This is a genomic window from Streptobacillus felis (assembly GCF_001559775.1).
GTDB classification, from domain to species: Bacteria; Fusobacteriota; Fusobacteriia; order Fusobacteriales; family Leptotrichiaceae; genus Streptobacillus; species Streptobacillus felis.
Genome location: NZ_LOHX01000115.1, coordinates 1 through 214 on the forward strand (window position 1 = coordinate 1; position 214 = coordinate 214).

A 214-nucleotide genomic window follows, 5' to 3' on the forward strand; every position below is an offset into this window, starting at 1 on the left:
TGGCCAAATAAATGGAATTATCGCCGCTATAGGTATGAAAATTATTATAGTCATAACTGGAACTAATCTATTACCACTAAAGAAAGCTAAATAATCAGGTAAAGATTTATTAGAAAACTTATTAGTAATTAATGCAGAAGTAATACCTGTTACTATACAGCCAAATACTCCTATTTGTAGAGTAAATATTACTAATTCTCTTGCATATAAAGAG

Annotated in this window: 1 protein-coding gene; it reads right to left on the reverse strand. The window is 28.0% G+C overall.

What is annotated here, in order from left to right; genetic code table 11:
- A partial coding sequence (locus AYC60_RS01940) for a PTS transporter subunit EIIC (protein WP_197416926.1) occupies positions 1-214 on the reverse strand: 214 nt, incomplete at both ends.